The sequence below is a fragment of the Paenibacillus sp. FSL E2-0201 genome (assembly GCF_037963325.1).
Taxonomy (GTDB): Bacteria; Bacillota; Bacilli; order Paenibacillales; family Paenibacillaceae; genus Paenibacillus_AQ.
Genome location: NZ_CP150154.1, coordinates 3,968,227 through 3,988,092 on the forward strand (window position 1 = coordinate 3,968,227; position 19,866 = coordinate 3,988,092).

Consider the following 19,866-nt stretch of genomic DNA (forward strand, 5'->3'; position numbering starts at 1 on the left):
TGATTCGTATCGCTCCCATACGATAAACATATCTCAAGTTCGGAGGATTCTTTTATGGATATTAGACAACTTAAATATTTTATAGCTATCGCTGAGGAAGGACAGATTACGTCTGCAGCTAGAAGACTGCAAATGGCCCAGCCTCCGCTCAGTCAACAGCTTAAGCTGCTTGAAGAAGAGCTGGGGGTCAAACTCGTCGATCGAGGTCCGCGCAGCGTGCAGCTAACCGAAGCTGGTGCCATTTTACGTGACCGCGCCCAACAAATTCTTGAGCTGGCCGATTCCACTGCGCGGGAGCTCAATGATTTTGTCAAAGGCTTGAAAGGAACTCTCGCCATAGGTACTGTATCTTCTTCCGGAGCTACCTTGCTCCAAGATCGACTTTGTGAGTTCCACAAAACGTATAAAGGCGTTAAATTTGAAATCCATGAAGGGAATACCTTCAGAATCATCGACCTTTTGAACAAGGGTATTGTCGAGATTGGCATTGTCCGGACACCCTTTAATGCTACAAATTTAGAATGTCTTTACACACAGGCTGAGCCTATGATTGCCGTAATGACTCCAGAGTATGACTGGAAAACAGATGAAAACTTCGTTGAGATCGGTGAGTTAAAAGATAAGCCGCTCATTATCTACCGCCGTTTTGAGCAGCTTATCCGGGAAACCTGTCTTGAGAACGGCTTTGATCCGCTAATTTTCTGCATGAATGATGATGCACGAACAACACTGCTCTGGGCAAACGCTGGTCTTGGCATTGGAATCATCCCCAAATCCGCTTTCGAATTAACGAGTAATCGTAATTTGATCTATAAAGAAATCAGTAGTGAATCGCTTCGCACGCGGGTCGCCGCCGTCTGGATCAAGGATAAATACTTATCATCATTGGCTTCTAAGTTTATTGAGAGCTTCAAGAATGGTTAATTCACTTGTTGTTGAATGAGTCTATCCTCTTCTTCTTTAATACGACTTATATCAATTCGTTCAAACAACAATTGTAAATCAGTTATTTGTTGATAAGGGGGAACTGCGCAGGGCTGCCAATTCGGTTGTTCAAGCGATAAGAACCCCCTGATCTTCTCACAAGAAAAAGGTAGAAACGGATGCAGCAAACTTGCCAAATTAGCGATAATCTGAACGCAAGTAAATATTGTAGAATCACAGGCTTTCCGATCCTCTTTTACCTGAATCCAAGGCTTTTGCCGATCAAAATACTGATTTGCCTTACGTACATAAGAAAAAATATACTCCAGCGCATCCTTTAAATCTCCCGCTTCAATTAGGCGCCCTGACTCCAGATACAAGAGGTCAATATTGTCCCTCCACCCCTTATCTAATTCTCCCTTCGGCACTTTCCCTTCATAAAACTTATCCGCAAAAGCCAATGAACGATTCACAAAGTTACCAAATGCTCCAAGCAGCTCACCATTATGACTATAAATAAACTCTCTCCAGGAAAAATCCGTATCCCGCTTCTCAGGCCCGTTGGCAATTAAAAAATAACGAATAGAGTCAGGATGATACCGTTCTAGAATATCAGGTACCCAGACCGCCCAATTACGGCTAGTGGAGAACTTCTGCCCTTCAAGGGTTAAATATTCGCTAGATATAATCCGGTCCGGTAAATGTAACTCTTTTGCTCCTAATAAGACGGCTGGCCATATCAAGGTATGAAAAGGAATATTGTCTTTACCATGCACATAATAAGCGGTAATACCATCATTTTTCTCTGACCAAAATTCCTCCCAGCTCCCTCCAGATTGTGTAGCCCACTGCTTGCTGGCTGATAAATAACCACTTACCGCCTCAATCCAGACATAAATCTTCTTATCTTCAAATCCAGCTACAGGAACATTTACACCCCAAGATAAGTCTCTGGTTACTGCCCGATCCTGAAGCTCCTCCTTTAAATATCGTTTGGTCAGTTTTATTGCATTTTCTCTCCAGTGTACTGCTTCGTCTACATAATCAGTTAATTCAGATTGAAATTTAGATAAGCTAAGATAAAAATGTTCTGTCGGCCGTTCTGTCGGTGTATTCCCACATAATTTACAGACTCTGTCCAATAAATCGGCAGGGTCTAGAATCGTAGAACAATAATCGCATTGATCTCCACGCGCCCGCTGTCCACATACCGGACAAGTGCCTTCCACATATCTGTCTGGCAAAAATCGCTGGTCTACCTCGCAGTAACATTGCCCAATGGTTTTTTTATATAAATGACCATTCTCTAGCAGCTTCGCAAACAACTCTTGCACGACCTTATGATGCTGCTGTTGATCCGTTCGAGTATATAGATCATAACTAAATCCCAGCTGTTCAAAACACTTCAGAAACTCTTCGTGGTATCGACTTGCAAAAGCTTCGGGTGTGATCCCTTCATTAGCAGCCTGAACCGCTACAGGTGTGCCATGACAATCGCTGCCTGACACATATAAAACGTTATCCCCTTTGGAGCGAAAATATCGTGCCAGCACATCCCCAGGCAACACACTTGATAATCTCCCAAGATGTAAAGATCCATTCGCATACGGCCAAGCTCCGCCTATAAACACATTACTCATTAACCTTCTCCTCCTTTTTTTAGACAACAAAAAAACTCCCATCCACAAAGGACGAGAGTTCTACTCACGTGTTACCACCTAATTTTATAAATGCCTCATGACATTTACCTCTTCAGGTACGACGTTAATAAACGTTTATACCCTAGCACTATAACGGATGCAGGTTCCGGCGCAGCCTACAACCCAAAAGGTTTCGATGCGCAGCTCTGAGACCATATTCCCAAGGTTTTTCTTTACTCCTTTTCAGCGAACGGAGCTCTCTGTAGAAAGAATTGCCGTGGTACTCTTTCTCTTCTTTGCTTTTACATATTCAAGTTACAGGAAATAATACTCAATTTGTTGTTTATTGTCAATGCGAAACATCAAGCTCACTGTAACTTTTCCAGTTAATTTCCGTCTTTTATATAAATAAGTTACAAGGAGGTCCCTCAGTGAAAAAAGTAAATTTACTTGTACTCTCTGTTCTTTTACTAGCAGGAGTATGGGGTTGTTCCGATAATAAAGTTAATTCTGTTCCCAAAAGTGAACCCTATACTTCCAAAGAAGCCATCAGTAGGGGAGATATTGTTTCATTTAAAAAAGTGTACAACCTAGATAAATTCGAGCAATTTATAACTAATCTCTCCAGGAAAAAAGCAGACAATATACGCGTTACAAGTTACACAGATGAGGGTGATCCCATATTTAAGGATTTGAAGTTTGATGGCAGTATAATTAATTATAGCTATGATACTTCTAATGATGAATTTGGTGGGAGCAACAAAGATGTCAGAACCGATACTTGCTCCGAAGTGACGAGTAAAAAAAGCACACAAGGTGAAGTTATCTATTCGATCAGCGGTTGCACAAATAATGACTCTGAAATTGATTACTACCTTTTTCGCACAACAGAATGAAATACTGAAATAAAAAAGACCACCCAATCATAATACAATTGGATGGTCTCTGTACTTCATATTATTTCATGATTTTGCAAATATCATTGGTGAATTGAACAGGATCACTAACCTGTAGACCTTCGATCAACAGGGCTTGGTTGTACAGCAGGTTCGTGTATAAACCGAGCTTTTCTTTGTCGTTCTCTGCTGCCGCCTTCAAGGACTGGAATACTTCGTGATGGATGTTGATTTCGAGTACCTTGTCCGCTTGAACTTCTTGGCCATTCGGCATCGATTTCAAGATTTTTTCCATCTCGATGGTCAGTTCGCCTTCAGCAGAGAGACATACCGGATGAGTCTTCAAACGTTTGGAGGCTTTAACATTTTTCACTTTGCCGGACAGGATGTCCTTCATCGCTTCAAAAAGCTCCTTGTTTTCGTTCTCTTCCGCTTCCGTTGGCTTGTCCGCTTCGTCAGCTTCAATGCCAAGATCTCCGCTGGATACAGACTTAAATTCTTTTTCCTTATAAGACATGATCATCTTGATTGCAAATTCATCAATATCATCAGTGAAGTAGAGAATTTCATATCCTTTATCCGAAACAAGCTCAGTTTGCGGGAGTTTTTCGATTCTGTCGATCGACTCTCCGGAAGCATAGTAGATGTACTTCTGATCTTCTGGCATTCTAGACACGTATTCGTCCAGCGTTACCAGCTTTTTCTCCTTGGAGGAGTAGAACATCAGCAGATCTTGAAGAGTATCTTTGTGCATACCATAATCGTTGTACACACCAAACTTAAGCTGTCTGCCAAAAGCATTATAGAACTGCTCGTACTTCTCTCTTTCATCCTTCAGCAAGCTTTGCAGTTGGCTCTTCACTTTGTTCTTAATGTTCTTAGCAATCAGAGTCAGCTGACGGTCATGCTGGAGCATCTCTCTGGAGATGTTCAAGGAAAGATCCTCAGAATCCACCATACCTTTTACAAAGCTGAAGTAATCAGGCAAGAGATCCGCGCATTTGTTCATGATTAACACACCGTTGGAATACAGCTCAAGACCTTTTTCATATTCCTTTGTGTAATAGTCAAACGGTGTATTTTCTGGGATGAACAAAATCGCATTGTACACTACAGCACCATCGGCACTGATATGAATATGTTTAAGCGGCTTGTCGAAGCCGTAACGCTTCTCTGCATAGAAGTTATCGTAATCTTCCGTAGTCAGCTCGCTTTTGTTCTTACGCCAGATTGGCACCATGCTGTTCACGGTTTGTTCTTGAATAACTTCTTCGAACTCGTTCTCCGTGCCTTCTTTTGGCTTTGACTCCTTCACGTCCATTTTGATTGGGAAACGGATGAAGTCGGAGTATTTTTTAATGATGGATTTCAGGCGGTATTCTTCCAAATATTCATCATATTGATCTTCTTCGGTATTGTCTTTAATTTTCAAAATTACATCAGTACCCACAGAATCCTTCTCGACAGACTCGATAGTATAGCCGTCAGCGCCCTTAGACTCCCATTTAAAGGCTTCCTCGCTGCCTAGAGCCTTACTGATCACCGTTACATCATCTGCCACCATAAAAGCAGCATAGAAGCCAACACCGAACTGTCCGATGATATTATGACCATCTTTAGCTTCATTCTCTTTCTTAAAAGCAAGAGATCCGCTCTTCGCGATCGTTCCCAGGTTATTCTCCAGTTCCTCTTGCGTCATACCGATACCAGTATCGGAGATCGTCAGAGTTCTGTTCGCCTTATCGGCAGTCACTTTAATATAATAATCTTCTTTATTGAAGACCAGGCTTTCGTCAGATAATGCTTTGTAATAGATCTTATCAATCGCATCACTTGCATTGGAAATTAGCTCGCGCAGGAAAATTTCCCGTTGTGTATAAATGGAGTTAATCATCATTTCCAGCAATCTTTTCGATTCGGCTTTAAACTCTTTTTTGGCCATGAATAAATAGATCTCCTTTCAAAATAAACATCTTGTCCAACATTTCGTGATTAGCACTCTTGTTAGATGAGTGCTAATTCTTCTTTTTATATAACATAAACTGATTTTGAATGTCAATATTTACAGTGACTTTCATTAAATAAAACTGTCTTTCTGCTAATGATTTGCAAGTAGCATTTGGGTTAGAAATTGCAAAGGCTGAGACTTCCATTTCTTAGGGTGCATCAGCAGCTGCAGATCGAAGTGAATTTCTGGATGCGCGAAGGACAGCTCGGCCAAGTTACCCCGCTCAATTTCTTCCTCTGCAACAATTTTCGGGAGTAATGCAATCCCAAGACCATTCATAACACAACGTTTAATCGCCTCTAGATTCGAAAGCTCAAAACCGATGCGGAATATAATTCCATGCTCTTTTAACAAATTCTCGAACAGACTCCGGTAAATACAGCTCTCTTCAGAAACAATTAATTCGCAGTTATTTAGATCCTGTAAGGTTACTATATCCATCTGGGCAAGGGGATGGTTAATGGGGGCTATCAACACGAGTGGTTCATCTCTAATGATCGTACGATCAAGTAAAGAATCCGTAGTGGTACGATCGAGCATCAAACCGATGTCTACTTCCCCATCTTTTATTTTGGCCAAGAGGTTAGCTTCCTGCATCGTTTGTAGATGGATATCAAGCTTCGGGAATTTCGTCCTCAACTGCTGTAGGTAGGGAGGCAAGTAGAATGCAGCTAAAGAATCAATCGTACCAATCGTTAGCGTACCTCCTATTTGCTGGGCGATGGTTTCTTTAGAACGGTCATACAGATCCAAAATCTCCACGAATAACTTCAACAACTCTTCTCCAGGCGGGGTTAGTCGCAGCTGTCGACCATGCCTTTCTATTAAAGGCACTCCGTATTCCTTCTCTATCTTCTGTATTTGCATCGTAACACTCGACTGCGCGTAACCTAGCTCTTCAGCAGCCCGTGTAAAGCTCTGACGTTTAGCCACCTCGCGAAATGTTCGTAAATAGGTTAAATCCATAACCTCACCCTAACATCAATAATTTTGATGATACACATCATTTATTATAGCTAACGACGATGCAACATTCCATGGTAAAGTATATGTAGAGGAATTAAAATATTTTGGAGGCCGATAATTTATGCTTACAGAACAACAGATTTATGGAATTTATGTCCCCGTGGTCACCCCGTTCAATGCTGCTGGTGAAGTTGATCTGGATTCGTATCAGCGTTATGTAAAGAACATTATTAACAACAGCATACAAGGTCTGGTCGTTAATGGAACCACCGGTGAATCGCCAACTGTAACCGTAAATGAAATGCAGCTTCTAGTAAACACTTCTCGTGAGCTTTTACAATCTACATCTATCCCCTTAGTAGTCGGTACAGGAACCAATGACACAGCTTCTACGGTAGCACGCACAGAGATCGCAGCTAACCTTGGTGCGGATTGCGCGCTAGTAGTCGTCCCTTATTATAGTCGTCCTTCGCAAGAGGGCATCATTGCCCATTTCCGCAAAGCAGCAGAAGTAGGCATTCCAATCATGGCTTATGACATCCCAAGTCGTACGGGTACTGCTATGACCGTAGATACTGCACGTACAATCCTAGAAATGAATAATGTTGTCGGATTAAAAGATTGCTCGGGCAGCACCAAATTGGTTACTGAGCTAGTCCGTACGGGTACCAAACCGGTGCTCGGCGGCGACGATTCACTCTTTTACGAAATGCTTAGCTGCGGAGCAACTGGCGGTATGCTTGCTACTGCGAACGTTTATCCAGCAGAATGTATCCGTATATACGAAGCCTTCAAATCCGGTCAATTAGACTTGGCTAAAGAAAACTTTGAACAACTCCTGCCGATCATCCGCCTCTTGTTCAAGGAATCTAATCCCGCTCCAATCAAATGGATGCTTAGCCAGAATGGACTAATCGATTCGGATACGCTTCGCCTCCCAATGACTTCCATCAGCACAGCGCTTCAGCAAGAGCTTGGTTCTTATGTTCAGGACAACGCGATTGAAGCCACCGCATAAGAGAATATAACAGCCGTTATACAGTGAGGAACTGTTTAGCGGCTGTTTTTTTACCACTCTCCATTTTTTAAAGTGATGATTTCAGCTGTATTTGTGTCAAAAACTATACCATATTTTGAATTCACTCTATCATCAACTAACAAAAAAACCATCAGATTTCTCTGACGGTTTTGAGATCTTACTATAAAAAACGTACAGCGTTCAAAATAACTTATCTACTGCTCGTTTGTCTTCCTTTAGTGAACCACTCCGACTTTGGCTTTAATGGAGGGTTAGACTTTGGCTTTGCTTTGGCAGGTTTAGATGCTGCTGGTTTTGAAGCTGCTGGTTTAGCTGATGACGGTTTACCAGATGACGGTCTGGAATTCGCTGGTCTTGAACCTGACGGTTTCGAAGATCGTTCTGTTTTCATCTGCGTTTTACGAGACATCGGATACGGGTGATCCTTCACTTCTGGAATCGATTTCCCGATCAATTTTTCGATATCTTTAAGGAACGGAAGCTCTTCAGATTCGCAAAAAGAAATTGCAGTTCCACTCAGCCCCGCTCTACCCGTACGACCGATTCGGTGCACATAAGTTTCCGGAATATTCGGCAAGTTGAAGTTGATTACATGAGATAACTCATCAATATCAATTCCTCGCGCGGCAATATCCGTAGCGACTAGAACGCGGGTTGCACCACTTTTAAAATTCCGCAATGCATTCTGACGATCATTCTGTGATTTATTGCCGTGAATGGCTTGTGCAGAAATGTTCACCTTCGCTAGGTCACGTGTAACACGGTCAGCACCACGTTTGGTCCGAGTAAACACCAGAGCAGAGACAATCGATTTATCCTGTAACAAAAGATTCAATTGATTCTGTTTATTTCCGTTTTCTAATAAATAGATCGATTGTTCGATTCTATCCGCAGTAGAAGATACGGGAGTGATTTCAACTTTCACTGGGTTCACAAGCAAGGTTTTGATCAATTTTGAGATCTCAGTAGGCATCGTTGCAGAGAAGAATAATGTTTGTTTCTTCGTAGGCATTTTAGCGATGATTCGTTTCACATCATGGATAAAGCCCATATCTAGCATACGGTCAGCTTCATCCAAGACAAGAATTTGGACATACTGCAAATCCACACGTTTTTGATTGATCAGGTCGATAAGTCTACCTGGTGTAGCTATTAGAATATCAGCACCTTGATTCAGGGCACGCTCTTGCACTTTCTGTGATACACCGCCAACGATGGCAGCAGAGCGGATATCTGTATATTGGCTATACGCTTTTATGTTATCAGCAATTTGGATCGCTAGTTCTCTTGTCGGTGTTAAGATCAGCGAGCGAATGCGTCGCACATTGTTTGTTTTGTTGGAATTGGTTTGTTCGCTTAATAATTGAATAATAGGTACAGAAAATGCAGCTGTCTTTCCTGTTCCCGTTTGAGCACATCCAAGTAAATCTCTGCCTGCTAATACAGCTGGGATCGATTGTTCCTGTATAGGTGTAGGTGATGTATAGTTTTCTTTGGTTAAAGCCTTTAAAATCGCAGGCATAATATTCAGTTCGTTAAATGTCATTCTAGTCTCCTTAATTTCTAATACATATATTCTTAACATTAAATCCATTTGTCACGTCATAAACAATAATCATAACACAATTAGTCACATAATAATAGATATTCTTTATCATCACACCAATTTTCATTAAAAATCCATTTCAGGATACGATCCGCCTTACTATTCAAACAGTTTAAACATCTGCCAGTTTATCGGGCGTACATTTTGATGAGTGATCGAACTCAGCCGCCTTTATTTTGAAGATTCGTAAATTTATTCCGCACTATCCAATCAGTTGCATTTATTCATGAAAATTAAGCCAAAATCAGTACAATTAATAGTCAATAAGAGCTATGCAGTCCGAAAGATGTTCAAACGGCGGCGTATCAGCCACATAACGGTTCTACGCACACAACAAAAAAGCGGAGGATTTCTCCCCCGCTCTTTATGATTGTTATAAAGACTAGTCTACGATTTCAGCAGTGTCGCCATTGTTGGCACCAGCAGCATTAGCTTCGTCAGTATCAATATGCATATCAAGTTTGAAGCTGTCGGATACACGAGCAATTACGTTCTCCAATACAAGACCGCGGTCGCCACCGAGACGAACTTTAAGCAATTGCTTATCCGCAATGCCCCAAGCTTCAGCTTCGGAAGTGTGGAAGTGAATGTGACGAGCTGCGATAATAACACCTTGTTCTAATTCAACTTCACCAGCAGGTCCTTTAAGCGTAATGCCAGGTGTTCCTTCAATATTTCCAGATTCGCGAACTGGAGCTTTCACGCCAAGTGCGAAGGAGTCAGTACGGGAAATTTCCAATTGGGAAGCCGGACGAGCAGGTCCCAAGATTCTTACTTTGTCAAATTTACCTTTGCTACCGATAACTGCTACTTGTTCATTTGCTGCAAATTGTCCTGGTTGGGAAAGTGGTTTGAACTCAGTTAATTGATATCCTGGGCCAAACAGAGCCTCCACGTGCTCTTGCGTAAGGTGAATATGTCTAGCCGACACACCTACGGGTACAGTCTTACTCATTGTAAAGTCACTCCTTGTATTTTCTCTAGTATCTGTACAAGCCATTAACCATTATACATCTTATTTCACCAAAATAAAAAGGGCTGCATCATAACGAAGGCCCTTTTTTCGACAATTTATGTTTTTTGGACAAGATTGTCATGGTTTAGACACCTGAGAGGGCAAGTTTACGCTTAAAAAAGATGTCGCATTCTCATACATCCAGCCTTTTACAGTATCCTCAGGATAATAACGAAGCAGTTGTTCTATAAGATCAGGGTATTTTCCCGGATGCTCCAACTTCTCAACCCAAGTATCAATGCCATCAAAATCTGAGCCAAACATCAGATGCTTCTCTCCGCCGAGACTGCATACCTGTTCAATATGCTTTAACAAATCATCCATACGAGCCTTTCCATGATCACATACAAACCACGGATAAAAGGTCAGCCCCATTCTCCCGTCCATCGCAATTAGAGCTTTTATCTGTTCATCTTTCAAATTTCTAACGTGACCGCAAATGGCTGCGGCATTCGAATGAGAAGCTATAAACGGACGAGAGCTTAAATCTGCCAGTTCCCAAAACCCTGCTTGCGACAAATGCGACACATCCAGCAGCATTCCACTGTGGTTGCACCATTCTACCAGCTTTCTCCCTTTCTCCGTAAATCCACCATTACGCTTCTCTAGCACACCATCTGCTGCCCAATTCGCATAATTCCAAGTGACACCTAGAAACCGCACTCCAAGTTCGAAACAGAGCTGAGCATAAAACAAGTTCCCTTCTAAGCCGTCTACGCCCTCCAGAGAGAGCATTGCTTGAGGAGGTGCTCCAACTAATCGATTCTCCACTTCCTCCTTCCAGCGTAACCACTGAAGCCCATCTGTGCTCACTATCTTTTGCCTAAAGAGATCAATTTGTCCTAAAACATGTTCAAAGCTAGGTTTACCTCTCGTAGCTGAAAGATATATCGCAAAACATTGCAACTCCACTCCGCCAGATGCCAACCGTTCTGCAGTAATATCTAATCGAGGGTCATTGTCGAAATTAATATCCGGAGAGGCTTGCATTTTGCTTAGCACATCACAATGAAAATCTGCTACCTTAAACTTTTCAGCTCTCATTTAGCACCCCCACCTCCTCACAGTTCCAGCCGTACATTTTACTTCTAAGTGCCTATTTCAGATATTATGCAGAAAAACTCCTGACTATAAATCAAAAGCAAAAAACCTGTTTACAATAGTAAACAGGTTCATTCATTCTATAGGTCTATTATCTGGGTTCAACAATCAGTTTAATCGCGGTTCGATCTTCTCCATCAATCACTATATCAGTGAAGGCAGGAATGCAGATCAAATCAACTCCGCTTGGTGCAACAAATCCCCGGGCAATGGCAACTGCTTTGACTGCTTGATTCAGTGCTCCAGCTCCAATAGCTTGTAATTCTGCCGATCCACGTTCACGAAGAACACCCGCTAATGCGCCGGCGACGGAATTTGGATTGGATTTAGCTGATACTTTTAATACATCCATAGTAAGTACCTCCCCTGGGAAAATAATGGTGTTCTTCCACTACTTTAGATGTTATTCGCGAGAGAAGAAATAATTCCTTCTTTTTACGGACCACGTCTTCCAAAAACGGTATAAAAGATACTCTTTTACGATATAAAAAATATCACACTTTACCCTTACTCAGCGAAATTACCCGGATTAAACGATACTCTGTTCTACGTTTAGCTCATAACCCATTCATCTTCACGCAACCGTATCTTCTCCAGACGAGTTGCCGCACCAGTAGTTTCATCTAATTCTGCAAATAAACCGTGAAGCTGCCACTTACCTTCATCGACAACAAATCGTGCTGGAAGCTGAGTTGTGAACTTGTAAAGTACTGCATCTCTTTCCATACCCAGAATACCTTCGCTTGAACCAACCATACCCGCATCGGTTAAATACGCAGTTCCTCCTGGCAAAATCACATCATCGTTAGTCTGAACATGCGTATGTGTCCCAACAACAATCGATGCGCGGCCATCCATGAAATACCCCATAGCGATTTTCTCAGAGGTTACCTCTGCATGGAAATCAACGAGAATACATTTATGATCTCTACGAAGCTCTTCAACAATTTCTTCCCCAACACGGAAAGGACAATCAATAGCAGGTAAAAACGTCCGGCCTTGTAAATTTACTATAGCCAGTTCTTTACCATTACCTTTAACAACGGTATAACCTCTTCCCGGTGTTCCTGGCGGAAAATTAGCAGGACGAATAATCCGAGCCTCATCATCGATGAACTCAAAAATATCTTTGTTGTCCCATGTGTGATTCCCCATAGTTATTCCGTGAACGCCCCAGTTAAAAAACTCATTAGCGATCGCCTTAGTGATCCCTCTACCGGCAGCAGAATTTTCGCCATTAACAATAATGATATGTGGCTGATATTTGCTTTTTAGTGAGGGTAACATCTCACGAAGAGCCTTTCTGCCAACATTTCCAACGATATCTCCAATGAATAGTACTTTAATGATTCTCTCCTCCTAATCTTAAACGCTATATCTAATGGATAAGAGCTCATATTCAAAAGAAAAAAGGCCCCGCTTAGGGGCCAATTCTCAACAAATATAAGAAAGTATAAGTTACATCTTATCCCTTAACCTTATATTCCACCTATTTAGCGTATTCAACAGCCCGTGTCTCACGAATAACGGTAACTTTGATATGTCCTGGATAATCCAGTTCACTTTCAATCATCTTCGTAATATCGCGAGCAAGACGGAATGCCTCTGCATCGTCAATCTTCTCTGGCTGTACCATCACGCGTACCTCACGGCCCGCCTGAATAGCAAATGATTTCTCAACGCCTTCGAACGACTCTGAGATTTCTTCCAGTTTTTCTAGACGTTTAATATACGTTTCCAGTGTTTCACGGCGAGCGCCAGGTCTTGCTGCTGACAATGCATCAGCGGCACCAACCAACATAGCAATAACCGAGGTAGCTTCGCAATCTCCATGATGAGACGCGATACTGTTGATAACAACCGGATGTTCCTTATATTTCTTCGCTAGTTCAACGCCGATCTCAACATGCGATCCTTCTACTTCATGATCCAGCGCTTTGCCGATATCATGAAGCAATCCTGCACGTTTTGCAAGCACGATGTCTTCCCCAAGCTCACCGGCCATCAGTCCAGTCAAATAAGCAACCTCCATAGAGTGCTTCAATACATTTTGACCATAGCTTGTACGGAATTTCAGACGACCCAGAATCTTGATCAAGTCTGGATGCAATCCATGAACACCCACTTCGAAAGTAGCTTGTTCACCATATTCGCGAATTCTTTCGTCCACTTCTTTGCGGGATTTTTCCACCATCTCTTCAATACGAGCGGGGTGGATACGTCCATCTGCCACTAGTTTCTCAAGTGCCGTACGGGCCACTTCGCGACGGATTGGATCAAATCCCGACAAAATAACTGCTTCCGGAGTATCATCAATAATGAGGTCGATACCTGTAAGAGTTTCGAGTGCACGAATGTTACGGCCTTCACGACCGATAATCCGACCTTTCATCTCTTCGTTCGGCAGGGTAACAACTGAAACTGTTGTCTCGGCTACGTGATCAGCTGCACAGCGTTGGATAGCGAGTGTGATGATTTCGCGGGATTTCTTATCCGCTTCCTCTTTCGCCTGCTGTTCAATTTCTTTGATCATTTGAGCCGTTTCATGGCGAACTTCTTGCTCAACATTGCTAAGAATAATACTTCTTGCATCTTCGATGCTTAAATTGGAAATGCGCTCCAATTCAGTGACTTGGTTTTTGTAAATAACATCAATTTGCTGTTGGGTTTCATCAATTCGTTTCTCTTTGTTAGCTACTTGTTCTTCTTTTCTTTCAAGCGATTCCATTTTTTTATCCAGAGATTCTTCCTTTTGCAGCAAACGTCTCTCTTGCCGTTGGATTTCATTCCGACGTTCACGAGTTTCTTTCTCAGCTTCAGTACGGATTCTATGGACTTCGTCCTTAGCTTCCAATACCGTTTCTTTCTTCAGCGCCTCTGCGTCCTTCTTCGCGTTCTCCACGATGACTACGGCTTCTCTTTCTGCGCTTTGAATTTTAGCTTCTGCAAGGGATTTACGAATAAAATAACCGAATCCAAAGAATAATGCAGCTACAACGAGAACGATAATGACCCAGATCCATGCTTGCATCTGTTCACCTCCTCGTTGGTTCCTCTCCAAGGTATCCCCCTGGGAATTGTGCAGTTGTTAAACTATCCGTTCATCACCATACAAAAAACCGGTAAACAACCGATTGCCATACTGCACATGCTGCACATGCACACTGCCCGCCTTATCCGGCGATTACATTTCATATGAGTTGTACGCGAACCGTTTTAAAAAGTCCCCTTTTTGGGAAGGAAAAAGGATTCTTACTTTATGCCGATTCATGTTATATTTTATTATTTATAAAAAGACATTGTCAAGAGAGTCGATATGCGCATTAATGTCAAGAGAATCAGTGAGTCTAGTAAAATTCCTCATCTTCACCCTCATAATTGTCTTCTTCAAGTAAAGTATTGATCACTTGACGCACCATATCGCCTGAGAATCCACGCCGCATTAAGAAGGCGCCAGTCTTTCTTCTCTTATCTGCAGCTTCACCTCGGATGAGATTCCATTTCTTACGTCCGGTCTGAAGTGCACTCTCAAGTTCTTGTTCAGGGCTGATATTCTCCAAGGCTTCCGAGATTAAAGATTTGTCGATTCCTTTCTCACGTAGCTCTTGGCGAATCCACATCTTTCCTTTGCGTTGGTTCGTAATGCGTTGCTCTGCCCATTGCTTTGCATACAAAGGGTCATCAAGAAGTCTTTCCTGCTGTAGCCGTTGCACCACTTCCGCAATAATAGTCTCCCCTATTTCCTTCTGCCGTAAACGGCGAGTCATTTCCATAGCGGTTCGTGGCTTTCGTTCTAGATAACGAAGTCCTTCTACATAAGCTCGTTGTCGCTCATCAGCAACAACAATTTCCTCCAAATCGGCTTTCATAAAAGAATTCCCAGTAATCATCCGATATTTAATCATGACGTCTTCGTGTACAGTCATGTTATAAGCTCCGAAATGTATGATATAGCGGTGATCCGATTTCTTCTGACGTTCTACCTTAGTGATTTCTAAAAGTTCTCCATCAGGAAAATCTGCAAGAACTTGTAAGTCCTGCTCATCCGATTCAAAATCCATATCCAGCTGTATTACCATAGTTGCTTGTCACCTCATAGCAAGAAAATATCCCCACAAAGTGTGGCTTAACTTCGATACGTACTCAGGTACTTTGCGGGGACCCCAAATATACATTTTCTGATGTGTTAAGAAAAGACACCCTGCAACAATCAATCACAGGGCGTCCTATTCCTTAATAAATTCTATTGTTCGATTTCGAGAAGTAGTTTTTCTTCTTCCTCTTGCTCTGCAATGATTTCCGCTTCATTTGGTGCAGCAACAATAGTGGAGAGATTACTTGCTTCACGAATCTTGTTCTCAATGATGAGCGCAATATCTTGATGTTCCTTCAAGAACTGTTTGGCATTCTCACGTCCTTGGCCGAGACGCTCGCCTTCATAGGAATACCATGCACCACTCTTATTCACGATGTCCATTTCAGTACCGATGTCTACAAGACTTCCTTCTCTGGAAATCCCTTCACCATACATGATATCAACATCAGCTTGTTTAAATGGAGGTGCTACCTTATTCTTCACAATCTTGATCTTGGTGCGGTTACCTACAACGTCGTTACCCATTTTGATACTTTCCACACGACGAACATCCAACCGTACGGAAGAGTAGAATTTCAGTGCTCGTCCACCCGGAGTTGTCTCAGGGTTACCGAACATAACACCAATTTTCTCACGAAGCTGGTTAATAAAGATAGCAATTGTATTTGATTTACTAATAGCACCAGAAAGCTTCCGAAGCGCTTGAGACATCAAACGAGCCTGTAGGCCGACGTGTGAATCACCCATATCGCCTTCAATTTCCGCTTTAGGAACCAAAGCAGCTACGGAGTCAACGACAATAATGTCTACTGCGCCACTTCGTACAAGTGCTTCAGCAATCTCAAGTGCCTGTTCACCCGTATCTGGCTGAGATAGTAACAATTCATCAATGTTTACGCCCAAGTTACGTGCATACTTCGGATCGAGCGCATGCTCAGCATCGATAAATGCAGCTTGTCCTCCTTGTTTTTGCACTTCTGCAATAGCATGAAGAGCAACAGTTGTTTTACCGGAGGATTCAGGTCCGTATACTTCAATAATACGTCCCTTTGGAAGTCCGCCTATACCTAACGCAATATCAAGTGCCAAAGATCCGCTAGGTACAACTTCCACTTGCATATGAGTGGATTCTCCCAGTTTCATGATCGAACCTTTACCAAATTGTTTTTCTATTTGACGAAGCGCCATATCAAGCGCTGCACGACGATCTGACAATCAGACCACTTCCTTCACTGTTTATATTAATATAATAACGTGTTTTTGAGGTCTTGCCAAGCTTTTTTTCGAACATACATTCGTTTTTTTTGTCTCAAGCGTTAATTATCCCTTTTATTGTAAGCCTCCTTCCGGATATAGAAGTTAACTGATTTCTCTACTTCACCGGACATCAACGACTTATGATCATAACCAAAAACATTGATCAAAATCTCTGCAAATATACAAAAAACCGCAGCAAAGAAATCTCAGTGCCACGGTTCTTCCGTATGTTCCAATTATAACTGGGCTAATCTCCCATTACAAGTCTGAACCCTCAAGTGGTGTCTCCACCTTGCGTTCCTCAAGTCTACGCCATAGTCGATACAGTAGAGCTTTAACAGTACGCAGTCGTATATTCTCACGTGTCCCTTTAAGATTAAGCTCATATACCTCTGTCTTACGCCCGCGTTCAGCTAAACCAATAAATACAAGTCCGACTGGTTTACGTTCAGAATAGCCTGGTCCTGCTACGCCTGTTACAGATAAACCGAAATCACTGTCCGCAATCATTCTCACCTGATCGGCCAACACCTCGGCAACTTCACGACTTACCGCCCCTGGAGCATCAGGCCCCTCCAAATAAGCACTTGGCACATTCAGAAGTTTTTTCTTTAGATCGTTCGAGTAACAGACGATTCCTCCCGCAAACATCGAAGCGCTACCTGGTATGTTGGTTATACTCTCCATCAGCAAGCCTCCGGTACAGCTCTCCGCCGCACTTAAAGTCAGACCTGCATCCGCCATCCAATCTACAATTAGCTGTTCTAGTGGTACATCAATATTCGCATATAAATGCTCTGGCAAAATCTCTTTGATCTGCTTCTCCAGAATCTCCAGCTTCTTGAAAGCTTCATGCTCGGAAGGCGCCTTTGTCGAAATACGAACTGTTACTTCTCCCTCTTTTGCATATGGAGCTATGGTTGGGTCTGTCTGGCTGTGAATCAGATCTATGAGCTTATCCTCAAGCAGTGATTCTCCGATACCTGCAAATTTTAGCATTTTAGAATAAAGTGGCATTTCTGACGTCAGAGCATGCTGCTGAAGCCAAGGTACTGCTTTATCTACGAACATTGGTTTCATCTCGCGAGGCGGACCAGGAAGCACAATATAATATTTCTTTTCATGCTCAAAAGCAATACCCACAGCAAGACCAATCTCATTTGGCAAAGGTGTGGTTCCTTCAATTATAAGTGCCTGTTTACGATTATTCTCTGTCATTACAATCTTACGATCATCAAAGAAACGTTGTACATGATCCATTGCCAAACGATCTATATGGAGTGTTCGGCCTAAAGAAGCAGCCAATGCATCTTTTGTAAGATCATCTTCTGTCGGACCAATACCACCTGTAAAAATGATAACATCAGCTCTGTTTTGAGCAATTTCAATAGCTTGCTGCAAGCGACTGCTGTTATCGCCAACTACGGTTTGAAAATATACATCAATCCCAATAGCAGCTAACTCTATAGATAGAAACTGGGCATTACTATTCACGATTTGACCGAGCAAAAGCTCCGTGCCTACTGCAATAATCTCCGCTTTCATCCCTGGCTTTCGCCTCCTAGTTATAATGTATACACACTGCCTTTAGGGTTTAAAAAAGGTAATAGGTACTTTACCTATTACCTCTCCTATATGTAGCTACCTAAAATGCTTAAGCATTATGCAGCTGTAGCAGCTCTTTATTCTTCACAAAATAATCAATTCCAGAGTAAATAGTGATCAAAGCTGCAGCCCAAATGGCAATATCGTCTACAGGAATGCTGACGAATTGAAATGGAAAATTGTTCAACAACAGCAGTGAGATCGCTACAATTTGTACAACCGTCTTTATCTTGCCCCATTTGCTGGCGGCAACCACTTTCCCCTCTAACAATGCGATCTGGCGAAGCCCGGTTACTGCAAACTCACGACTTATGATAACAATTGCAATCCATGAATCACATCTGCCCAGTTCGACAAGTGAAATCAGAACAGCGGAAACTAACAGCTTGTCCGCTAACGGATCAAGGAGCTTACCGAGGTTGGTCACCATATTATATTTCCTAGCTATGTAGCCGTCTATTCCATCTGTGCTGGCTGCAAGCAAAAAGATTACAGCAGCTACCAAATGATTAACAGATAGCTGGAAAGAGCCCCAATGTATTGGTTCTGGGTAAAAGCTAAAATCCACCAGTAAGAAAAACATCATAATCGGGATCAGGCAAATACGTGCTAGCGTGATGCGGTTGGGCAAATTCACTGAAGTTCCTCCCCTAAATCGTTCATACAAATGACCTGAGTCAGGCTCATCTATTTCTACTTAAGCAAGTATATTATAGCTATAAATAGGTGTCAAAAAAAATACAAAGCACCCCGCATCATGGTGCTGATAAGCACTGCGGGGTACAAAATTCTATTTTAAGTTGTTGAACTGCAGGTCCAGCGGCAAATCAGCTTTACGCAAAATCTGGATAATTTGCTGTAAATCATCGCGACTCTTACCGGTTACGCGGATCTGATCTCCTTGAATCTGGCTCTTCACCTTCAATTTCGAATCACGAATCAGGATGTTAATTTTTTTTGCGTTCTCCTGATCTATCCCTTGCTTAAGACCTAAGCGCTGACGAACACTTCCCAGGGAAGCAGGCTCTACTTTGCCGAAATCCAAGTTCTTCAGCGTGATACCTCTCTTCACCATCTTCGATTGTAAAATATCAATAACAGCATTTAACTTATATTCGTCCTCAGAGGCGATAATAAGTGCGTCTTTCTCAAGCTTCAGACTGCTTTTACTGTTCTTAAAGTCAAATCGGTTATCAATTTCTTTCTCTGTTTGGTGGATCGCATTAGTTAATTCCTGCATATCCATTTTAGATACGATATCAAATGAACTTTCTGAACTCATAACTCCACGTCCTTTGTACTTTTTAGTCTGCTACTATTATAAAAGAATGATACCCTTAAGTCTAATTTTGGATAATATGTACCCCACCCGACACAGAAAACAGCCCCACAGAGTGGAGCTTTTCCTTCGAAATGAGTTCTGTTCAATGGTAGAAATACGTCTCCACAGGAAATATTCCTCGGAGACGCTCATTTCTAATTTTTCTATCTGCTTCGGAGCGGGCTTCGAAACATATCCAGAATTCCAAGCACAATATGTGCAATACCGAAACCAAGAATTCCATAGCCCCAAGCACTTGGCGTCATATAGTACCCGATGAGACTGACAACAACCCCAAGTCCAGCTACAATCCAGCTAACAATCATAAGAATGTCACCTCACTTTGGCTAAGAACTGGAAACAATCTTATGTTCCCCACGCAGCCAAAGTTT

The 19,866-nt window shown here is 42.2% G+C and carries 18 protein-coding genes and 1 other annotated feature; of the genes, 3 read left to right on the forward strand and 15 right to left on the reverse strand.

Annotated elements, in window-relative coordinates:
- The first annotated feature begins 54 nt into the window (after positions 1-54).
- Entirely contained in the window at positions 55-924 is an 870-nt protein-coding gene (locus NSU15_RS17980; RefSeq protein WP_042128783.1) for a LysR family transcriptional regulator, read from the forward strand.
- Here NSU15_RS17980 and metG read toward each other — a convergent pair.
- Positions 921-2,564 carry a methionine--tRNA ligase gene (metG, locus tag NSU15_RS17985; RefSeq protein WP_339287091.1) on the reverse strand — a complete coding sequence of 548 codons (1,644 nt, stop codon included), beginning with the start codon at positions 2,562-2,564 and terminating at the stop codon, positions 921-923. The genes NSU15_RS17980 and metG overlap by 4 nt on opposite strands.
- 44 nt (positions 2,565-2,608) lie before the next feature.
- Positions 2,609-2,870 (reverse strand) — a binding site (T-box leader).
- Between the two features lie 125 nt (positions 2,871-2,995).
- On the opposite strand from metG, the gene NSU15_RS17990 reads away from it, so the two are divergent.
- Positions 2,996-3,460 (forward strand): DUF4362 domain-containing protein, encoded by a 465-nt coding sequence (locus NSU15_RS17990; protein WP_339287093.1) that lies wholly within the window; start codon positions 2,996-2,998, stop codon positions 3,458-3,460.
- A gap of 61 nt (positions 3,461-3,521) precedes the next feature.
- Here the strand turns inward: NSU15_RS17990 and htpG are convergent, their stop codons facing one another.
- Positions 3,522-5,402, reverse strand: coding sequence for a molecular chaperone HtpG (gene htpG / locus NSU15_RS17995; protein ID WP_076119584.1), 1,881 nt, complete (start codon positions 5,400-5,402; stop codon positions 3,522-3,524).
- Positions 5,403-5,558: 156 nt separating this feature from the next.
- Positions 5,559-6,434, reverse strand: a complete 876-nt coding sequence (locus NSU15_RS18000; protein ID WP_339287095.1) for a LysR family transcriptional regulator — start codon at positions 6,432-6,434, stop codon at positions 5,559-5,561.
- Between the two features lie 121 nt (positions 6,435-6,555).
- Between NSU15_RS18000 and dapA the strand changes: the two genes are divergently transcribed.
- On the forward strand, positions 6,556-7,452 hold the full coding sequence (dapA, locus tag NSU15_RS18005; RefSeq protein ID WP_076119581.1) for a 4-hydroxy-tetrahydrodipicolinate synthase: 897 nt from the start codon (positions 6,556-6,558) through the stop codon (positions 7,450-7,452).
- A 211-nt stretch (positions 7,453-7,663) separates the two neighbouring features.
- On the opposite strand, the gene NSU15_RS18010 is transcribed toward dapA, so the two are convergent.
- The 12 genes from NSU15_RS18010 to NSU15_RS18065 form a co-directional block, all read right to left on the reverse strand.
- On the reverse strand, positions 7,664-9,019 hold the full coding sequence (locus NSU15_RS18010) for a DEAD/DEAH box helicase (RefSeq protein WP_339287097.1): 1,356 nt from the start codon (positions 9,017-9,019) through the stop codon (positions 7,664-7,666).
- Between the two features lie 442 nt (positions 9,020-9,461).
- A complete protein-coding gene (locus NSU15_RS18015) occupies positions 9,462-10,034 on the reverse strand; it encodes a phosphate propanoyltransferase (RefSeq protein ID WP_042128797.1) in 573 nt (190 codons plus the stop codon).
- A gap of 138 nt (positions 10,035-10,172) precedes the next feature.
- Positions 10,173-11,138 carry a dipeptidase gene (locus tag NSU15_RS18020; protein ID WP_339287099.1) on the reverse strand — a complete coding sequence of 322 codons (966 nt, stop codon included), beginning with the start codon at positions 11,136-11,138 and terminating at the stop codon, positions 10,173-10,175.
- Positions 11,139-11,286: 148 nt separating this feature from the next.
- Positions 11,287-11,547: a stage V sporulation protein S gene (locus NSU15_RS18025; protein ID WP_019910496.1), complete on the reverse strand. Its 261-nt coding sequence runs from the start codon at positions 11,545-11,547 to the stop codon at positions 11,287-11,289.
- 200 nt (positions 11,548-11,747) lie between these two features.
- Positions 11,748-12,542, reverse strand: coding sequence for a TIGR00282 family metallophosphoesterase (locus NSU15_RS18030; RefSeq protein ID WP_042128805.1), 795 nt, complete (start codon positions 12,540-12,542; stop codon positions 11,748-11,750).
- 142 nt (positions 12,543-12,684) lie between these two features.
- The gene (rny, locus tag NSU15_RS18035) at positions 12,685-14,226 is read right to left on the reverse strand and encodes a ribonuclease Y (RefSeq protein WP_042128807.1); all 1,542 of its coding nucleotides are present in this window, start codon (positions 14,224-14,226) and stop codon (positions 12,685-12,687) included.
- A gap of 316 nt (positions 14,227-14,542) precedes the next feature.
- Complete coding sequence (locus NSU15_RS18040) at positions 14,543-15,274, reverse strand: RecX family transcriptional regulator (RefSeq protein ID WP_156114826.1); 732 nt, start codon at positions 15,272-15,274, stop codon at positions 14,543-14,545.
- Positions 15,275-15,438: 164 nt separating this feature from the next.
- Entirely contained in the window at positions 15,439-16,506 is a 1,068-nt protein-coding gene (recA, locus tag NSU15_RS18045) for a recombinase RecA (protein ID WP_042128809.1), read from the reverse strand.
- Between the two features lie 300 nt (positions 16,507-16,806).
- On the reverse strand, positions 16,807-18,093 hold the full coding sequence (locus NSU15_RS18050; RefSeq protein ID WP_042128811.1) for a competence/damage-inducible protein A: 1,287 nt from the start codon (positions 18,091-18,093) through the stop codon (positions 16,807-16,809).
- Positions 18,094-18,202: 109 nt separating this feature from the next.
- A complete protein-coding gene (gene pgsA / locus NSU15_RS18055; protein ID WP_042128813.1) occupies positions 18,203-18,790 on the reverse strand; it encodes a CDP-diacylglycerol--glycerol-3-phosphate 3-phosphatidyltransferase in 588 nt (195 codons plus the stop codon).
- Between the two features lie 153 nt (positions 18,791-18,943).
- Complete coding sequence (locus tag NSU15_RS18060) at positions 18,944-19,435, reverse strand: YajQ family cyclic di-GMP-binding protein (RefSeq protein ID WP_042128814.1); 492 nt, start codon at positions 19,433-19,435, stop codon at positions 18,944-18,946.
- 203 nt (positions 19,436-19,638) lie between these two features.
- Positions 19,639-19,800, reverse strand: a complete 162-nt coding sequence (locus NSU15_RS18065; protein WP_170880301.1) for a hypothetical protein — start codon at positions 19,798-19,800, stop codon at positions 19,639-19,641.
- Positions 19,801-19,866: the final 66 nt, after the last annotated feature.

Excerpts from the sequence above, each read along its gene's own strand:
- NSU15_RS17980 (WP_042128783.1), top strand. The coding sequence starts at position 55 with ATGGATATTAGACAACTTAAATATTTTATAGCTATCGCTGAGGAAGGA.
- metG (WP_339287091.1), bottom strand. The coding sequence starts at position 2,564 with ATGAGTAATGTGTTTATAGGCGGAGCTTGGCCGTATGCGAATGGATCT.
- htpG (WP_076119584.1), bottom strand. The coding sequence starts at position 5,402 with ATGGCCAAAAAAGAGTTTAAAGCCGAATCGAAAAGATTGCTGGAAATG.
- NSU15_RS18000 (WP_339287095.1), bottom strand. The coding sequence starts at position 6,434 with ATGGATTTAACCTATTTACGAACATTTCGCGAGGTGGCTAAACGTCAG.
- dapA (WP_076119581.1), top strand. The coding sequence starts at position 6,556 with ATGCTTACAGAACAACAGATTTATGGAATTTATGTCCCCGTGGTCACC.
- NSU15_RS18010 (WP_339287097.1), bottom strand. The coding sequence starts at position 9,019 with ATGACATTTAACGAACTGAATATTATGCCTGCGATTTTAAAGGCTTTA.
- NSU15_RS18015 (WP_042128797.1), bottom strand. The coding sequence starts at position 10,034 with ATGAGTAAGACTGTACCCGTAGGTGTGTCGGCTAGACATATTCACCTT.
- NSU15_RS18020 (WP_339287099.1), bottom strand. The coding sequence starts at position 11,138 with ATGAGAGCTGAAAAGTTTAAGGTAGCAGATTTTCATTGTGATGTGCTA.
- NSU15_RS18025 (WP_019910496.1), bottom strand. The coding sequence starts at position 11,547 with ATGGATGTATTAAAAGTATCAGCTAAATCCAATCCAAATTCCGTCGCC.
- rny (WP_042128807.1), bottom strand. The coding sequence starts at position 14,226 with ATGCAAGCATGGATCTGGGTCATTATCGTTCTCGTTGTAGCTGCATTA.
- NSU15_RS18040 (WP_156114826.1), bottom strand. The coding sequence starts at position 15,274 with ATGGTAATACAGCTGGATATGGATTTTGAATCGGATGAGCAGGACTTA.
- NSU15_RS18050 (WP_042128811.1), bottom strand. The coding sequence starts at position 18,093 with ATGAAAGCGGAGATTATTGCAGTAGGCACGGAGCTTTTGCTCGGTCAA.
- NSU15_RS18060 (WP_042128814.1), bottom strand. The coding sequence starts at position 19,435 with ATGAGTTCAGAAAGTTCATTTGATATCGTATCTAAAATGGATATGCAG.
- NSU15_RS18065 (WP_170880301.1), bottom strand. The coding sequence starts at position 19,800 with ATGATTGTTAGCTGGATTGTAGCTGGACTTGGGGTTGTTGTCAGTCTC.